Origin of the sequence: Erwinia sp. CGal63, from assembly GCF_037026505.1 — a bacterium.
Classification (GTDB): domain Bacteria; phylum Pseudomonadota; class Gammaproteobacteria; order Enterobacterales; family Enterobacteriaceae; genus Erwinia.
The window spans coordinates 1,022,316-1,038,883 of sequence record NZ_JAKUMN010000001.1 but is presented as its reverse complement, the minus strand read 5'-3'; the positions used below and the strand labels follow the sequence as shown (position 1 = coordinate 1,038,883).

Genomic DNA, 16,568 nt, shown 5'->3' with positions numbered 1-16,568 from the left:
CAGGCCGTTAAACAGCAATAAATTCCCGATAGCCCGAAACAATCACATAAATGGCGAAGTAGCTAAAGATAACGGCGGACGCCATATAAGAATATTTCAGCAGGCGAGCGCCCAGCAGTTTACCGCCGAAGCTGCCCGCCAGGCATAATACGCCAGTCCAGAACACGCCAGCCAGGAAAAAACCGCTCAGAAACCAACCTGTATCTACCGTGCTGTGCTGCCCCATGCGTGAGATTAGCGCGCCGCCAACCGTGGCGAACCATAAAATCGCAGTAGGCGATGACATAGCCAGTAAAATGCCGCGGCCAAACTCCCGACTCAATGGCCGTGCCTGCAGTTGTTCGTCCATGCGCAACTCTTCATGGCGTCGAAGTGCGGTCAGCGTCATCTTAACGGCAAACCACAGCAGCATCGCGCCGCCGCCTATCCACAACACCCAGCGCACGGCGGCAAACTGCAGCAGCACCGTCATGCCCGCCAGCGCCAGCAGCGCATAGATCAAATCGCCCACGCAGGTGCCGATCCCCAGCCAAAAACCATGAAAATAGCCGCGCTGCATCGCCAGCGTAATCATAGCGATATTGGCGATGCCGATATCAAGACAGAGCGACAGGCTCAGCAGAAAACCGCTGGAAAATTGCATTAGCGTAAAACTCCTTTTAGCCGGGGCGCGGCCGTCGCCGTCCCTGAACAGAGATTATTTACATTATTTCAACAATAATAAAATAGGGAATGGCGTAAAAAGTCAATCTCCTGGCGGACAGGCCATGTGAAGGAGCCAGCGCCCGTCAACGCGTCGCAAGCGCTCGTTTTATCACGGTAAAAATATGTTCATCATTGCATTGCGAGACATTGAAACGCAGAAAAGCCGATGCCGAGCCGGATTCGCTAAAAGCATTACCGGGCGCCAGCACCACGCCTTCTTTTAAGCAGGCGCGAGAGAGAGCGGCGGCATCGACGCCTTGCGGCAGCCGACACCAGAGAAACATACCGGCCTGCGGCGTATGCCAGGGTGTAATAGCAAGCCCGGCAAGCTTTTCCAGCGTAGATTGCATCGCCACGCCCAGCCGTAGCCGCACGGATTCCATATGGCGCCGGTAGCCGCTGCCGGTTAGCGCGCCCAACAGCAACGCCGAAGCGAGCTGGCCGCCGCCGAAGCTGGTGGCGATTTTCAGATCGACTAAACTTTCCGCCCATTCGCCGCGCGCGGCGATATAGCCGCAGCGTACGGAGGCGGAAACCGTTTTGGAAAAACTGCCGATCTGCATCACATTGTGCAGCCCGTCATACGCGGCCAGCCTTGGCGCCGGACTGGTTTCGAAATCGGCGAAAATATCATCTTCCACAATAATTAGCCCGGCAGCCTCAGCCAGCGCCAGAAGCTGATGGGTGACGACCGGCGACAGCGAGACGCCGGTCGGATTGTGAATGCCGGAGTTGGTAATATAAAGCCGAGGCGCATGGGTCTGCAGGAGATGTGCAAAAGCCGTTAAATCTGGCCCCTTTGGCGTAAAAGGCACGCCAATAACGTTAACCGGATGAGCGCGAAGCAGCGCATGAAAATTAAAATAACAGGGATCGTCTACCAATACGCAGTCGCCGGGCCGTAGCAGAAACCGGCAGATCAAATCTATCGCCTGAGTGCCCGATTCAGTAAGCAGAATTTGATCCGTGGCAGCCTGTACGCCTGCTTTCGCCAGCCGGCGGGCAATAAACTGCCGCATTTCGGCATAGCCATAGGGCGAAGCGTAGTCGGTCAATAAAGCGCTTTCGCCGCGCGACGCCGTTCGCATCGCTCTGCGGACGCCTTCTTCATACATCCACGAAGAGGGTAGCCAGCCACAGCCCGGCTTCAGCAAATGAGGATCGGCTTCCAGCGCCTGACGCGAAATCCACAGCGGGTCGACTTCACGCTCCGTATTCAGCCCCTGCCGGGTCAGCGCCAGCGGCGCTGCTGGCCCACACACGAAAAAGCCCGCGCCGGGACGAGCAGCAATGACATTTTGCGCAGCCAGTCTTTCGTAAGCTTCCACGACGGTTGAAACCGATACGCCGGAAAGAAGCGCCTGTTGACGTACTGAGGGCAAACGCGCGCCAGGAAGATAAGCGCGTGCGGCAATCTGCGTTTGCACCTGCTCCATCACGGTGGCAATACGTGTATGGCTGCGCGACATGTAATTCTCCGGACTGTACTGCACTGTAGACCAGCACAGTTAAGAAAGATTGTACTGGATTGTATCTGGCATGTATCACCCTGCCAATGCTTAACTGGGCGAAACCTTAAGGAGCAGAAAATGATTAAAGCGAATGGCTGGCTAAGCGGCTTGGTGGGCGTGGTAATTTTTTCCGGATCGCTGCCGGCAACCCGGCTGGCGGTAGCGGGATTTTCCCCGCTGTTTTTGACAACAGCGCGCGCGACGCTGGCGGCGACAGCAGCATTGTTTTTGTTGTTCGCCTGTCGACAGCCAAAGCCGGATCGCGGCGATCTCTTCTCCCTTACGGTGGTCGCGGTGGGCGTGGTTATCGGTTTTCCGTTATTGACGGCCGTCGCCTTACAGAACGCAACGGCTGCTCATTCATTAATGTATCTGGGCTTTTTGCCGCTTTGCACCGCCGCGTTCGCCGTCTGGGGCGGCGAGCGCAGACCGCAGGCCGCCTTCTGGTTCTTCGCGCTGATCGGTGGTGCAATTGTGGCGGGCTATGCGCTGATGGCGAAAGAGAGCCAGGCGAGCTGGCGGGATTTACTGACTATTGCGGCGATCGTTCTGTGCGGCGCGGGCTATGCGCAAGGCGCCAGCCTGGCGCGCCGTCTGGGCGGCTGGCAAACCATTGCCTGGGCGCTGGTGCTGGCTTTGCCGATTATGCTGCCGATTGCCACACTGACGCTGCCGCGCTCTTTCCGTCTCATCGCTTTTTCCGCCTGGGCCGGTTTAGGCTACGTTTCGCTATTCAGTATGCTTATCGGTTTTATTTTCTGGTATCAGGGCCTGGCGAAGGGCGGCGCGGCGACAGTAGGGCAGCTACAGCTGTTGCAACCCTTTATCGGCTTCGTGTTCGCGGCGCTGTTTTTACATGAAAGTATTAGCGGGATGATGGTAGCCTGCGCCTTTGGCGCACTGTGCTGCGTGGCGGGCGCAAAAAAATATGCCTGAGGGAAGAGAAACAGACGAACCGGCAGCCTTCACCGGTTCGTCGTGGGCGTTTACCAGACTTCCAGCTTCTCCGGCCAGGCGACGGCGGGAAAGGCGTTCAGCGTGGACGGTGCGAACAGCGCGCCCTGGAAATTGCAGACGCCGGCCGACTCCAGCCACATCCACTCTTCAGGTTTATTGACGCCTTCCGCGATCACCGTAATCTGTAAAGAGGAGCAGAACTTTAATATCGCCTGTACGATGGCCTGCTTTGGCCCGCTTCTGTGCACGTCGGCAATGATATTGCGATCGATTTTGATTTTATCCGGCTGGAACTGGGTGAGCAGCACCAGCCCGGCAGAGCCGGCGCCGAAACTGTCGATAGCCAGGCTGATGCCGGACGCCTTCAGCTTTTTAATCGCTGCCTCGAACTCGTCCACTCGAGAAAGCGCGCCGTTTTCGGTCACTTCCACTACGATCTGCTCTGGCACCAGGCCGTTGCTGTGGATAGCCTGCAGTAAAAAATCCACCGCGTTCGGCACTATGGCCAGCGACATCGGCAGCAGGTTAATGGAGAGCGTCAGGCCTTCGATACCCAGCTGCTTCGCCATGGCAAACACATGCTGCTTGGATTTCAGATCGATTTCATACATCTCATTACGCGGCAGCTCAGCGAAATAATCCGCTACAGAGACGCCAGAGCCGGGCCGCATCATGGCTTCCACGGAAACGATCTGACGTGAAAGCGGGTCGATGATAGGCTGGAACGCGAAGCTGTATTGATCCGTGGCTGGCTGAATCGCCGCTCGCGGCGGGGTTTCTTCCTTATCCACGATAAATTCCCAGGAGTCGCCCGACGGAATTTCAAAGTAGTTTTCACGCTCTGTCGCTTCAACAAACATGCGCAGGAACTGCAGCGCGCGATCGTCGTAAGTCAGCTGGTATTTTGAGGTCCCTTTATCCAGCACGGCCTGCAGCACATTGTCAGGATCGTACTGGCGCAGGTCGAACAACTCCATACCCACGTTGCCGAACCGTCTGGCCGGCGCGTAGTCACGCATCAGCTCCACCAGATTATGGTGGCGCGGATCCTGGCAAATCGCCTGATAGATAGCGAGCACCGCCTCTTCCGGGCCTTCCAGTACCTGGAAAAAGTGGGTGCCGTTGAACAGCAGAATGCCCGTCACGCTGTTTGATTCGTTGACCTGATTGGCTTTTTCAGCCAGCGCCCCCAGGGTTTTAATGAGGACGTCATCAGAAATATGACTACGATAGATGATTGTTGACAGCATGGAGGGTTCCAGATTTTTCGCTATGTTATGCATACCTTACCAGATGCCTTTGCAGGGTTGTCCAGCTCAAATTGAAAACAAAGAGAAACTTAGTGCATAACGCTGAGACGCGAGTCTACTGAATTTTCGTGGCGGGGTCGTTAAAAGATACGCTCTGTTTAATCAACTAATTGTTAATAAACACTATTTTTTTCAACCCAACCGGCCTGGCGTTGACATGACCCAAATGAGCGGCAACAGCTGCGGCAGCCAGTCATTTCGATCCGCCTGAAGGAAGGAAGAGCCTCTGTCGCCCTGGCTGTCACTACGTGAAAGCTTTTGTACTCCAGCCCAGACACCGGCGGCTATAAACGGCAAAACAGCTGCTATTCGGTAACATTCTGAAAGCAAATAAAGGGGCGCCCGCCGCACGCTGTTCTAAGCTCAAATCTGGTTTGCAATGTGATGTGGAGTCGTATGAAACACCAGAATAAGACTATTGGAATAGCGCCCTACGGCGGTTCAGCAGGCGGCTGGGGCGCATTAAAAGCCGTCGCCGATGCGATACGCGGCCAGATGTCCGTTAAGCAGGATGTGATCGCGCTGTTTAAAGTCAATCAGCCGCAGGGTTTTGACTGTCCCGGCTGCGCCTGGCCCGATCCTCAGCACGGCTCATCTTTTGAATTTTGTGAAAACGGCGCTAAAGCCGTCTCCTGGGAAGCGACCAGCAAGCGCACCACGCCGGAGTTTTTCGCCGCCCATACCGTCAGCGAGCTGTGGCAGCGCAATGCCTTTGAACTGGAAGGCGAAGGCCGTCTGACCCATCCTATGAAATATGACGCCGCGACGGATACTTATCAGCCTATTGAGTGGGAAACCGCGTTTCGTGAGATTGGCGAAAAGCTGCAAAGCTACGCCGATCCGGACAGCGTGGAGTTTTACACGTCGGGCCGCGCCTCCAACGAAGCTGCCTTTCTCTGGCAGCTTTTCGCCCGCGAATATGGCACCAACAATTTTCCGGACTGCTCCAATATGTGCCACGAGCCGACCAGCGTTGGCCTGCCGCAGTCTATCGGCATCGGTAAAGGCACGATAGAACTCGATGATTTCGATCACTGCGACCTGGTGCTCTGTATCGGCCATAATCCGGGTACTAACCATCCCCGTATGCTTGGCACGCTGCGCGAAGTGTCGAAACGCGGCGCGACCATCGTGGCGATCAATCCGCTGCGGGAGCGCGGCCTGGAGCGCTTTACCTCGCCGCAAAGCCCGGTTGAGATGCTGTCGCTCAGCTCCACCACGCTAGCCTCCACCTACTATAAAGTCCGCGTGGGCGGTGACGCCGCCATGCTGAAAGGCATTATGAAATGCCTGCTCGCGATGCACGATCGGGCGCTGGCGGCCGGCGAACCGGGCGTGCTGGATGAAAACTTTATCCACGGCCATACCGAAGGCTTTGCGGAACTTAAAGCGGATCTGGATGCGACCGACTGGCCGCACATCCTGAAAGTTTCCGGCATGACGTTTGAAGAGATCCAGAATATCGCCCATCTCTATGCCAAATCAGAGAAGACCATTATCTGCTACGGCATGGGGATCACCCAGCATCAGTACGGCACGCAGAACGTACAGCAGATTGCCAACCTGCTGCTGCTGCGCGGCAATATCGGCAAAAGGGGCGCCGGGATCTGTCCACTGCGCGGCCATTCCAACGTGCAGGGCGACCGTACCGTTGGCATTACCGAAATTCCACCGCAGTCGCTGCTGGACGGTCTGGAAAAAACCTTTGGCTTTAAGCCGCCGCAGAAGCACGGCCACGGCGCCGTGCAGGCTATTCAGGCAATCCGTGACGGCCACTCCAAAGCGCTGCTCTGTCTGGGCGGTAACCTGGCCGAGGCGATTTCCGATCCGCAGCAGACCTTTGAGGCGATGCGCAAGCTGGATCTGGTCGTGCATATGGCGACCAAGCTGAACCGCTCTCATCTGCTGTTGGGTAAACATAACTATCTGCTGCCGGTGCTGGGCCGCACCGAGATCGACAAGCAGGCTTCGGGTGAGCAAAGCGTCACCGTGGAAGATTCCATGTCGATGGTTCATGCCTCACGCGGCACGCTGAAGCCCGCCTCAGAGTGGCTGAAGTCGGAGCCGGCCATTGTGGCCGGTTTGGCGAAAGCGACGCTGCCCAATACTAAAGTGAACTGGGACAAAATGATCGGCGACTACAGCTTTATCCGCCAGGCTATTGAGTCGGTATTCCCGGCGTTTGAGGATTTTAACCGCAAAATCCTGCAGCCCGGCGGCTTCCGTCTCTACAATGCCGCTTCGGAGCGTAAATGGCTGACGCCTTCCGGCAAAGCGCAGTTCAAGGTGATGCAGGGCATCAACGAAGATCCGCGCTCGCTGAAATGCCACGATCTGGTGCTGACCACGCTGCGCAGCCACGATCAGTACAACACCACGCTATATGGCCTTAATGACCGCTATCGCGGCGTAACGGGCAGAAGGGACGTGCTGTTTATCTCGGCGGATGAAGCGGAAAAACGCGAGCTGCGCGTCGGCGACAAGGTCAATATGATTGCGCTCGATCCTGAGGGCAAACAGACCTCGCGGCGGTTGGATAACCTGACGGTGGTGGTATATGACATGGCGCCGGGCTCGGTGGCGGCCTACTATCCGGAAGCCAATGTGATGGTGCCGCTCGACAGCTTCGATACGGAAAGCGGCATTCCTGCCTATAAAAGCATTCCCATCGCGCTGGAGCACGCCGAAGCGCTGGAAACCTCAGGGACGCTGCGTTAACGACAAAAAGGGAGAGGCGATCCTCTCCCTTGCTTTAGCCAGCGCTTCCACGTTAAGTCTGGCACTGACAATCCTCAGGTTTCCCCGTAATTCCAGACAAAAAAGCCTGCCGAATGGCAGGCTTTTTATCGGGCGCGTAACGCGGAACTTACAGCGCCATATCGTGCCGGGCTGGTGTCTTCTCAGCCTGGCCGGTGATGGTGGACTGTGCAGGTTCCTGCGCTGGCATAGAGATAACCGGTGGTTTGGTCAGCTGCAGCGTAGCGGCGGTGTCATCCCAGACTTTCTGCGTCAGTTCGGTGTTGCCGTTCAGCGTCTGGCCATAGGTAGGCACCACTTTGTGGATCTTCTCCTGCCACTCTGGCGAGTTGAACTGCTCAGGGAACAGCTTCTTCATCACGTTGATGGCGATAGGCGCAGCGGTAGAAGCGCCAGGAGACGCGCCCAGCAGGGCCGCAACGGTTTTCTGCTGATCGGTCACAATTTCCGTACCCAGCTTCAGCACGCCGCCTTTATCCGCATCTTTCTTAATGATCTGCACGCGCTGACCGGCCTGAATCAGTTTCCAGTCCTCTTTCTTCGCGTCCGGATAGTACTCTTTCAGCGCAGCAAAACGGTCGTCGTCGCTCAGCATCACCTGGCCAATCAGGTATTTCACCAGATCAAAGTTATCCATACCTACATGGGTCATCGGCATAAAGTTGCTGGTGGTGGTGGTGCTCAGCAGATCGAACAGCGAACCGTTTTTCAGGAACTTGGTGGAGAAGGTCGCGAACGGCCCAAACAGCACCACACGCTTACCGTCCAGATTACGCGCATCGATATGCGGTACGGACATCGGCGGCGCGCCTACGGAAGCCTGACCGTAGACTTTCTGCAGGTGACGGCTGGTAATGGCCGGGTTTTCGGTCACCAGGAAAGATCCGCCGACCGGGAAGCCCGCGTAGTTGTCCGCTTCCGGAATACCGGTTTTCTGCAGCAGCTTCAACGCGCCGCCGCCAGCACCGATAAAGACGTATTTCGCATCAACAGCGCGCTCGTTACCGCTTTTCACGTCCTTGATGGTCACATGCCAGGAGTTATCGCTGTTGCGTTTAAAATCGGTAACTTCAGAAGAGGTTTCCAGTTTGAAGTTGCTGTTTTTCTGCAGGCTGGCGGTCAGCTGACGGGTAATCTCGCCGTAGTTGACGTCGGTGCCGACCGGCGTCCAGGTCGCGGCCACTTTCTGCTTAGGATCGCGGCCTTCAATGATCAGCGGCGCCCACTGTTTGATCTGATCCTGATCGGTAGAGAATTTCATGCCCTGGAACAGGGTAGTCTTCTGCAGCGCGGCGTAGCGCTTGCTCAGATACTCTACGTTGGCGTCGCCCCAGACGAAGCTCATGTGTGGCGTCGAGTTGATGAAAGAGCGCGGGTTGTTCAGCACGCCGTTTTTCACCTGGGAAGTCCAGAACTGGCGCGAGATCATAAAGGCTTCGTTGATCTCCAGCGCTTTGCTGACGTCGATGGTGCCGTCGGCACGCTCAGGCGTATAGTTCAGCTCCATGTTGGCGGAGTGGCCCGTACCGGCGTTATTCCAGCCGTTAGAGGATTCCAGCGCCACGCCGTCGAGCTTCTCAACCATGATCTGTTTCCAGTCTGGCTGCACGTCTTCCAGCATGGTGCCCAGCGAGGCGCTCATGATGCCGCCGCCGATCAGCAGCACGTCGGTTTTCTCTGGTGTAGTCTCAGCGTGGATCGCTGAGGAAATCAGTAAAGTGGCAAGCGAGAGCGATGTAAAAAGCTTTTTTGATTTAATCATGGCAGGTCGGGATTTGAGATTAGTTAAAAAGTGGTTGTAAATATTAAAATATTGTTATGCGAGATTGTATGTGTTTTTAGTTACATAACTAAAAAATGTCATATTTGAATTAATTTAGTTACAAATAAGCGCAGAAAAAGTGCCTGATGGTTAGGGCACGGTTTAAAAAAGGGCGTTTAAAGAGAGCCATAAAGCGCGGGAAAGCGAGGTGTTAGCACCAGAACAAGGCGGAGAAGGCACGTCCCTGTGCCAGAGAGAGCTTTAGCGACTGAAGAGGATCACCGGCATGCGCCTGTCGATACCTGCCAGGCTCAGCGTTCTTTCTTCAATCCACTCTTTGCCGCTCAGCAGGTCGACATAACGCCGCCCGGCTAGCGGCTCCGGCAGCTCAATTTCAGCCGCCGCCCACGCTTCGTCCTGCAACCGTTGGAACACCAGACGCGGCGTGATGACAATCAGCGCCTTATCATCATGGACACGCGCAAACGCCAGTACGTTTTCTGCCTGCGGGCCTGTCGCGTTCAGCGGCAGGTAATCGCCTTTGCGAAACAGCTCCGGCTGCTGCTGACGCAGCGGCAGCACGCTGGCGATCAGCCGCTGCTTCAGGCGCCCGTCCAGCCAGTGCGTTTCATTGGCGAAGTCCGCTTTATCCGCCTCTTGCAGCAGCTGCGCCAACGCGGCGAAATCCGGTTCGCGACGGTTGTCAGGATCCACCAGGCTCAAATCCAGCGTTTCACTGCCCTGATAGATATCCGGTACGCCCGGCGCGGTCAGCTTAATCGTCGTCTGCGTCAGGCTGTTGACCAGGCCCGCGCGGATAAAAGGCCGTAGCGAAGCGGTGAAATCCTGCAAAAAGGCCTGATTGTCCGGCGACAGCAGATGACGCACATAGTCCAGCACGGCGTTCTCGTAGCCTTCGTTACTGTCCGCCCAGTCGGTGCGCAGTTTCGCCTCGCGCAGCGCCTTTTCCACAAAGCCGGTAAAGCGTTCCTCTAACGCTTTCAGACCTGCCGCATCGTCCGGCGCCAGGCTGGTCGGCCAGGCGCCCGCCAGCGCCTGATAGAGCATCCACTCCACGGCCGGTTTCGGCGCCGGGCCATCCTGCAGCTTCACGACCTGCGCCTGATTGCCCTGTCGCCAGCGCGCGACGCATTCCGCCCAGCGTTCCGGCGCTTCGGTCAGCGTATAGAGACGCGCCCGCGCATCTTCGCCGCGTTTGGTGTCGTGCGTGGAAGTGCCGGAAAGGGCGTCCGGCTGGCGCGCCAGCCGCTGCTGCATCTCCTGATGAAAGCGCTCCGGCGAGAAGCTGTCCGGCATCGGCTCCGCGCCAACCTCATTCAGCGCCAGCGCCATATGCAGACGGAAGAACAGCGTGTCCTCTACCGATTTGGCCATCAGCGGCCCGGTCAGCTGCTGAAAGCGCGTGCGAAAGCTGGCGGCATCTTCCTGCGCGGCGGCGGAAACTTCGCCAGCCATGATGCGCGTTAAAAAGCCCAGCGCCGCCGGATCGGGCGCTTTGACGCCGTTGTTAACTTCGTCGACCACCTTCAGCAGCAGATCGGCATCCGCTGCCGGCAAACCTTCCGTCGTGCCGTAGGTGCGGTAAACGGGGAAGGCGACCAGCAGCTCGCGCAGCGCCGTCAGCAGCGTCTGTTCTGCCAGCGGTTCGTTATCAGCGGCGGCGATAGTCATGGCGAGCTGGAGCAGCCTCGACGCTTCGCCAGCGAAATTGCGGGTTGCCATCAGCATTTTGGCCGCGCGCAGCTCGGCGTCAACGTCTACCGGCTTGCCCAGCAGCGACTCATAGGCCTGGCGTAGCTGACGCAGATGCCTGCCGTCCACCAACGCTTCCGACAGCGAGGCGATAAACTCATAGCCGGTGGTGCCGGAGATCGGCCAGTCGGCGGGCAGCTGCTCGCCCTTTGCCAGAATTTTCTCCACCGTGATATAGCACGCCGGCCCGGCTTCCTGCCGCAGCTGTTCCAGATAGCCTTTCGGATCCGCCAGACCGTCCACGTGATCCACGCGCAATCCCTGTACCGCGCCGCTGCGCACCAGTTCAAGGATAAGCTTGTGCGAGTCATCAAACACCGCCTTGTCCTCTACCCGAACGCCAACCAGCCCGGTGATTTCAAAAAAGCGGCGGAAGGAGAGATCGCGCGGCGCATCCCGCCAGGACATCAGGCGATAAGGCTGGCGCTCGTGCAGCCTGGCGATCTCCGCTTTATCGCTGAGCTGCAGCACTTCCTGCTCGCGATCCTGCCAGCTTGCAGGATCGAGCGGATAGAAGGTTTCGTAATAGGCCAGCGTCGGCTTGCCGCTTTGCGGATCGGGTTGCACCGTAATAGCGCCGCTTTCCAGTTCCTGCTCAAAATCGTCGCCGAGGAACGGCAGCGTCAGGCGACGCGACCAGTCGATATCGAAATGGCGCGCGTAGCGGCTCTTTTCGCCATGCTCAACCACATCTCGCCACCAGGCGTTTTCCAGCGAAGAAGCCATATGATTCGGCACGATATCGATCACCAGGCCCAATCCCGCCGCCTGCAGCGCCTGCGTCAGACGATCGAACCCTTCGCGCCCGCCGATAGCCGGATCGATTTCGTTGGCGTTGGTTACGTCATAGCCGTGGGTGGAGCCAGAAAGCGCGGTGAAGATTGGCGAAGCGTAAAGGTGGCTGATCCCCAGCTGTTTCAAATAGGGGACGAGCGCGACGGCGCGATCGAACGTCATGCCGTCGCGAAACTGAATACGGTAAGTGGAAGAGGGAATAGTCACACTGCGCCTCCCGGAGCCAGGCGAACAATAATGGAGTGCTGCGGCAGATCGGTAATCGCCTGCGGCCAGCTGAAAATCGTGTCGCCAGGCATCGCCGGCAGCGGCTGGGTTTGTTCGCCGATATTCAGCGCAAGGGAAAGCGTGCCCTGCGGGAAAGTCCAGCTGACGGCGACGAAGCCTTCGGCGGTTTGCAGTACCCGACCGCTGTCGCCGCCAGCCGTAGCGAGCAGCGGCACAATATGGCGTTGCCGCAGCGCCAGTAATGCTTTGGTCAGCGCCAGCCACTCTTTGCCCTGCTGGCTTTGCGTTTTTTGCCAGTCCAGCTTTGAAATTTCAAAAGTGCTTTTGGCGTTAGGATCGGGCACGCTTTCATCTTCGTGTCCCGCGTGGCCCTGGAATTCGCGCGCGCGGCCTTCACGCACCGCTTTGGCCAGCTCGCCGTGAAAATCGGTAAAGAAGAGGAAAGGCTGGGTTTCGCCATACTCTTCGCCCATAAACAGCAGCGGAATATGCGGCGAGCAGAGCAGCGTGCCCAGCAGGACTTTGGTGCGATCGGCACCAGCCAGCTTAATCAGCCTGTCGCCCTGAGCGCGGTTGCCGGTCTGATCGTGATTCTGGATAAAATCGACAAAGGCGACCGGCGGCTGGGCAGCGCTTTTGACGCCGCGCGGCTTGCCGGACTGCGCCGACACTTCGCCCTGATAAGCGAAGCCTTCCGTCAGGATGCGGGCGATCAGCTTTTCCGGCTCGCGGGCGAAATCCTGATAGTAGGCGTGAGTCTCGCCGGTGGCGAACACATGCATAGCGTTATGAAAGTCATCGTTCCATTCACCGGTAAACAGCGGCGCGCTGCCGTCCTCATCCCGTGGATGCAGGAAGATCACGTTCCGGCTGTCTTCAGTGGTGAGATGCACAGGCCGGTCGGTGATTTCCGAGCGGATATGTTCGGCGATGGCGATCAGCGCGTGCTTTTCCGAGCTGTCTTCGATTTGATCGATGGCGTCGAAGCGCAGGCCGTCCAGGTTGTACTCCTGCAGCCAGTAGAGCGGCGCCTCCACGATATAGTCGCGGGCGGCGGCGACGTCGTAAGCGATACCGGCGCCCCAGGGCGTCATGCGCTCTTTATGGAAGAAATCGGGCGCCAGCAGCGGCAGATAGTTGCCTTCCGGGCCGAAGTGGTTAAGCACGATATCCAGCACGACCGACAGGCCATAACCGTGCGCGGCGTCGACAAAGGCTTTGAAATCGTCCGGCGTGCCGTAAGCGGCGTGAGGCGCATAGAGCAGCACGCCGTCATAGCCCCAGCCGCGATTACCGCCAAACTGTGAGACGGGCAGCACTTCCAGCATGGTGACGCCCAGCTCTGCCAGGTAAGGCAGCTTATCGATAGCGGCGCGGAAGGTGCCGTCGGGGGTGAAAGTGCCAATATGCATTTCATAGACTACCGTTTCGACCCACGGCCTGCCGCGCCAGGCGTTCTGCCAGCGATACTGCTCAGGGTCGATAACCAGTGACGGGCCGTTGACATCGGCTTTCTGCGCGCGTGAAGCCGGATCCGGCACCACCATGCCGTCGGCTAACACAAAATTATATTCCGCGCCGGGCGCGACGCCGGCGACTTCCGCGGTAAACCAGCCGTCATCGCTGGCGGACATGGCGATATCGCGACCGGCAAGCCTGAGCGTGACGCTCTGCTGCCCGGTTGCCCAAAGACGAAATCGAACCGTATCGGCGGCCACATACTCGGCCCCCCAGGTTTTATGAAAAGTTCTGGATCCCATTCAATAGCCTCGTTATGCACTGGGGTGAGCAATCGACGTCATCGCACGGGTGGCGATGCAGGCTTTAAATCATAGTTCATGGCTGGAAAAGTGAAGGGCGCGGCGGCAGGGAAACCGAGAAGAGAGAAGGGCTTAACGGCCAGGCTGCGGCGACGCCACGCCGGAGAAGATTGTCCGGCGCCCGCCAGTTTTCGTGGCTACAGCGACGACGTTACCGGTTAGTGGCGTGGATAACAGCGTGCGCTGCGATATCAATCACAGCCCGGCTCAACTTCATCGCCCATCGCATAGGTACACTGAAAAGGATCGAACCACGGATTGAATTCATTAAAAAAATTAATTTGCTGGTGATTGAAAACCCCATAGCCAAATCCGCTGGACTGCAGGGTAAATCTGCCCGACATTCCTTCCTTAAACGTGACTCTTCCAATTACTATGCAAGGCGAATAGTACTTGTGCTCTCGCCAACCGCCAAATTCCAGTCGCTGAGCCTGATTAAAATATTGAATAAGCTGCTTTTCGGTTGGCCTGAATAATTTACATCCTTCCTGTTCAACTTCACTTCTTCCTTTATAGGCTATTCCCGTTTTCTCGATTTCAATCTTAACGACACGATCGGCAAAGGGCTGACCAGGAAAGAGAAAAACCATAATTGCGAATAAAAATTTGTTATTTACCATTTTGCTGTACTCGCTTCTGTCGCATTTTTTCTGGCTATCTCTGGATGGCGATATATCTCAGTACGGGCAACTGCAAGCGTTTCTGTTAGTTCCGATATCAGCCATTTCAGAGCTGCGTTTTGCACATCGTTAACCTCTTCGTATATTTTATCTGTTTCCCCATCGACATCATAAGCCATTCCTACTATTTCAATACCGATACTGTCGCTGTTAGCGGGAAAGCGGACAGGAAATTTTTTCGCTCTTTCCCTATCAGAAATTTTTTTGGAATTCCTCCAGTTTCTTTCCAGGCTGGAGATGACCTTGAGTTCGGTTAGTTCACATTTTTTTTCTAAAAAGCACCGTGACTTCATTTTCCCTACATGCCAAGTGATTTTGTGTAGTGAAGCAGTTTGATAAATTCCCCCATTTTTATCTATCAAAAAGTGGGCACCCGTGGCGTTCCTGTCCCGATAGCTGTTGAACGTGCTTTCAGCTGTTGGCGAGTTGGTCTGATGCACCACTATGCCATTGACCTTATCGAGGTCGCCGCGCTCGATGGTTCTGAATCGTTTTTTTACTATGCGTTCGGCATCGACCATGCCGTTTTTATCGATAAATAACATATTTGCTCCCTCCTTAGCGTTATCGTTTCCACAATCAGATTGCCGCGTTGGCTTTGATATTAAATCCTGCAGAAATTGTCCCCGCAGGATTTCCCAGCGCGTTTTGTAGTACGTAGTCCATTGTGACCCGGGAGAAAGCCATGCTGACTGCCTCACGCGGCACAGGCATGGTTTTGTAGTAAACAGGATGCACACGGGTGATCAGCACCTCCTGCAGAGTAATACGCAGATACTCCAGAGGCGAGCCGCCGGCTTTGCGCAGGGTAAGCACAGCTTGTTAAATGGGCTTTCCGGTCAGGCAGTACTGCAAAAGCGCAGGGCTGGCATTGTCGACGTAGTGTTCAAAATTAAGATCGTAAATGGTGGCTTTTCCCGCACCGCCGCCGCTGCCCGCGTGCATATTTGACGTCTGGCTGACGCACCATTCCCAGTTAATTAATTCGATATCGCCTTTATGCGATAAATCCTCGGATTCCCCCTGGATACCGCTAAGTTTCAGAAAACTGTCCTGAGCCATTACTCTTCCTTGTAGAAATGGAAATTTTACCTTTACCTGTAACCTGAATAAGGGTTCCGTTAACACGCCGGGAAAAGCGCAATGCTTTACTAAAATCTGTAATCAATCAGTTTGATGACGTCATCCCGGAGCAAGCGCAGCGTGCAGAGACAATGCTTATTGCAGTGGTAAGGGATAATAATCAGCAAAATAAATTAACATTATACTCCCGGCAAGACAACGCCAGAGCTAAATTAATCGCGGCGCTATTTCCTTACCCGGAACAGGATTAACCTGGTGCAAAATTAAAAAAAGAATCAAATGCTTTTTGTTAGTCATAAATCAATTAAATTCATAAATTACCAAAAGACAAATGCGACGGCCTTGAGAAATAACGCGTTTCCGCCAGAGAAGAGCGTCTTTCTCTTTGGCCGTGCCACTCTGATAAAGCCCGGAAAATTACTCTGCGAGCACCAGCTGCCAGCTACCTCCACTCAGCGCTTCGCGCGCGGTTGGACTCAGATGCGTATCGGTAACAATCGTATCGAAACAGTCCAGCGGCAGCGCCATAAAGGTGGCGATCTTGTTATATTTCGAGCTGTCGCTCAGCAGTATGCGTCTGCTGCTCACTTCACACACCGTCTGTTTTACCGTGACTTTCTCTTCATCCGGGGTGAAAAGTCCGCGCGGCCCCCAGCAGGAGGCGGAGATAAAAGCGATATCCACGGCCAGATGACGCAAACTGCGCGCCGCGCTCTCTCCCACGCAGGAGCGGTTGTCGCGGCACACTTTGCCGCCGGTATGGATCACCCGGCAATGGCTGCTCTCCATTAACAGATTAACCACCATAAAATCGTTGGTCACCACCAGCAGATCGTCGCGATCCAGCAGCTCGCGCGCCAGCGCCAGCGTAGTGGTGCCGGCATCAATGTAGATGCAGCTGTTACGCGGAATATGCTGCGCCGCGTAACGCCCAATCGCGCTTTTCTCAGCGTTATAGAGCGACGTTTTGGTCAGATGCGACGGTTCGGCCGCCAGCCTTTCCGCCGAACGCACGCCGCCGGAAACCGCCAGCAGGGCGCCTTGCTCCTCCAGCTTCTGCACGTCGCGACGAATGGTCATATGCGAAACGCCAAGCCGCTCGGTCAGTTCAGAAAAACTCACCACGCCGCGTTCGGCCACCATCGCCAGGATCTGCTGATGTCGTTCAACCGGGATCACGTCTGCTC

At 56.2% G+C, this 16,568-nt stretch carries 11 protein-coding genes and 1 pseudogene; 2 read left to right on the top strand and 10 right to left on the bottom strand.

The window, feature by feature from the left end:
• Positions 1–7 precede the first annotated feature (7 nt).
• Both MKZ79_RS04665 and MKZ79_RS04660 read right to left on the bottom strand, forming a co-directional pair.
• The gene (locus MKZ79_RS04665) at positions 8–643 is read right to left on the bottom strand and encodes a LysE family translocator (RefSeq protein WP_336140435.1); all 636 of its coding nucleotides are present in this window, start codon (positions 641–643) and stop codon (positions 8–10) included.
• Positions 644–788: 145 nt separating this feature from the next.
• Complete coding sequence (locus MKZ79_RS04660; protein ID WP_336140434.1) at positions 789–2,174, bottom strand: aminotransferase-like domain-containing protein; 1,386 nt, start codon at positions 2,172–2,174, stop codon at positions 789–791.
• Between the two features lie 120 nt (positions 2,175–2,294).
• Here MKZ79_RS04660 and MKZ79_RS04655 point away from each other — a divergent pair, with 120 nt between their 5' ends.
• Positions 2,295–3,152, top strand: a complete 858-nt coding sequence (locus MKZ79_RS04655) for a DMT family transporter (RefSeq protein ID WP_336140433.1) — start codon at positions 2,295–2,297, stop codon at positions 3,150–3,152.
• A gap of 50 nt (positions 3,153–3,202) precedes the next feature.
• Here the strand turns inward: MKZ79_RS04655 and MKZ79_RS04650 are convergent, their stop codons facing one another.
• Positions 3,203–4,423: a diguanylate phosphodiesterase gene (locus MKZ79_RS04650; protein WP_336140432.1), complete on the bottom strand. Its 1,221-nt coding sequence runs from the start codon at positions 4,421–4,423 to the stop codon at positions 3,203–3,205.
• 456 nt (positions 4,424–4,879) lie between these two features.
• Here MKZ79_RS04650 and MKZ79_RS04645 point away from each other — a divergent pair, with 456 nt between their 5' ends.
• Complete coding sequence (locus MKZ79_RS04645; protein WP_336140431.1) at positions 4,880–7,201, top strand: FdhF/YdeP family oxidoreductase; 2,322 nt, start codon at positions 4,880–4,882, stop codon at positions 7,199–7,201.
• 148 nt (positions 7,202–7,349) lie between these two features.
• On the opposite strand, the gene mqo is transcribed toward MKZ79_RS04645, so the two are convergent.
• The 7 genes and pseudogenes from mqo to ygbI all read right to left on the bottom strand — a co-directional run bounded on the left by mqo (position 7,350) and on the right by ygbI (position 16,560).
• Entirely contained in the window at positions 7,350–9,002 is a 1,653-nt protein-coding gene (gene mqo, locus MKZ79_RS04640; RefSeq protein ID WP_336140430.1) for a malate dehydrogenase (quinone), read from the bottom strand.
• Positions 9,003–9,263: 261 nt separating this feature from the next.
• The gene (gene treY / locus MKZ79_RS04635) at positions 9,264–11,732 is read right to left on the bottom strand and encodes a malto-oligosyltrehalose synthase (protein WP_442897137.1); all 2,469 of its coding nucleotides are present in this window, start codon (positions 11,730–11,732) and stop codon (positions 9,264–9,266) included.
• A gap of 41 nt (positions 11,733–11,773) precedes the next feature.
• Positions 11,774–13,558 carry a malto-oligosyltrehalose trehalohydrolase gene (treZ, locus tag MKZ79_RS04630; RefSeq protein ID WP_336140428.1) on the bottom strand — a complete coding sequence of 595 codons (1,785 nt, stop codon included), beginning with the start codon at positions 13,556–13,558 and terminating at the stop codon, positions 11,774–11,776.
• Positions 13,559–13,809: 251 nt separating this feature from the next.
• Entirely contained in the window at positions 13,810–14,238 is a 429-nt protein-coding gene (locus tag MKZ79_RS04625; protein WP_336140427.1) for a hypothetical protein, read from the bottom strand.
• The gene (locus MKZ79_RS04620; protein WP_336140426.1) at positions 14,232–14,843 is read right to left on the bottom strand and encodes a peptidoglycan recognition protein family protein; all 612 of its coding nucleotides are present in this window, start codon (positions 14,841–14,843) and stop codon (positions 14,232–14,234) included. Before MKZ79_RS04620 ends, MKZ79_RS04625 begins: the two co-directional genes overlap by 7 nt.
• A gap of 34 nt (positions 14,844–14,877) precedes the next feature.
• Positions 14,878–15,360, bottom strand: a pseudogene (locus tag MKZ79_RS04615) (Hcp family type VI secretion system effector).
• Positions 15,361–15,798: 438 nt separating this feature from the next.
• The gene (ygbI, locus tag MKZ79_RS04610; RefSeq protein WP_336140425.1) at positions 15,799–16,560 is read right to left on the bottom strand and encodes a DNA-binding transcriptional repressor YgbI; all 762 of its coding nucleotides are present in this window, start codon (positions 16,558–16,560) and stop codon (positions 15,799–15,801) included.
• Between the last annotated feature and the right edge of the window lie 8 nt (positions 16,561–16,568).